This is a genomic window from Pseudonocardia halophobica (assembly GCF_027922425.1).
In the GTDB taxonomy this organism is placed as follows: Bacteria; Actinomycetota; Actinomycetes; order Mycobacteriales; family Pseudonocardiaceae; genus Pseudonocardia; species Pseudonocardia halophobica.
This window is the reverse complement of record NZ_BSFQ01000270.1, coordinates 1-558: the sequence shown is the minus strand read 5'-3', so window position 1 is coordinate 558 and position 558 is coordinate 1. Positions and strand designations below refer to the sequence as shown.

The 558-nt window shown below is 60.0% G+C and carries 1 protein-coding gene; it reads right to left on the bottom strand.

From position 1 onward, the window contains the following. Positions 1-184: 184 nt before the first annotated feature. Positions 185-558, bottom strand: a 374-nt coding sequence (locus PKE99_RS39425) for a type 2 periplasmic-binding domain-containing protein (protein ID WP_271215171.1), incomplete at its 5' end; no start/stop codon positions are given.

The following is a 558-nucleotide window of genomic DNA, read 5'->3' as shown; positions in this document are numbered from 1 at the left end:
ATTGAATCCATTCCGTCTGTGCCGTGCCCGCGACGCGCACCTTCTTGCCCGCCACATCGGCCGGGGTCACGATTTCCGACATGCAGATGAAGTTGTAGAAGGGCGTCGAATAGCCGCCAGCGAAGATACCGCCATTCTTCGACCATTCAGCCTGCACCTTCTTGTTGGTCTGGCCGAGTTCGGTTCAGGCGAAGGCGGCGGCAAGGTCATCCTTGGCGACGAAGCCCATATAGTAATTCGTGTTGTTCAGCGGCAGTTCCGAAGGCGTATAGCCCGGATAGACAATCCCGATCTGCGCCACGCCATCGGCCAGGCCCTGCATCGTGGTCGGCGCGGGTACCAGAGCTCCCGAGGAATAGACCTCGACCTCCATGCCCCCACCCGAGGCGCCGGCCACATCTTTGGCGAACTCCTGATACGGAAATTCGTTCAGGATATGCGAGGGCGCCATCCAGTTGGTCGCCTGATACATGTCGGCGGCAGCAGGCAGCACAAGAAAGGGCAGCGCCGCTGCCGCAAGAAGCGTTGATTTCATCTTGGGGGGTGTCCTGTCGGTTG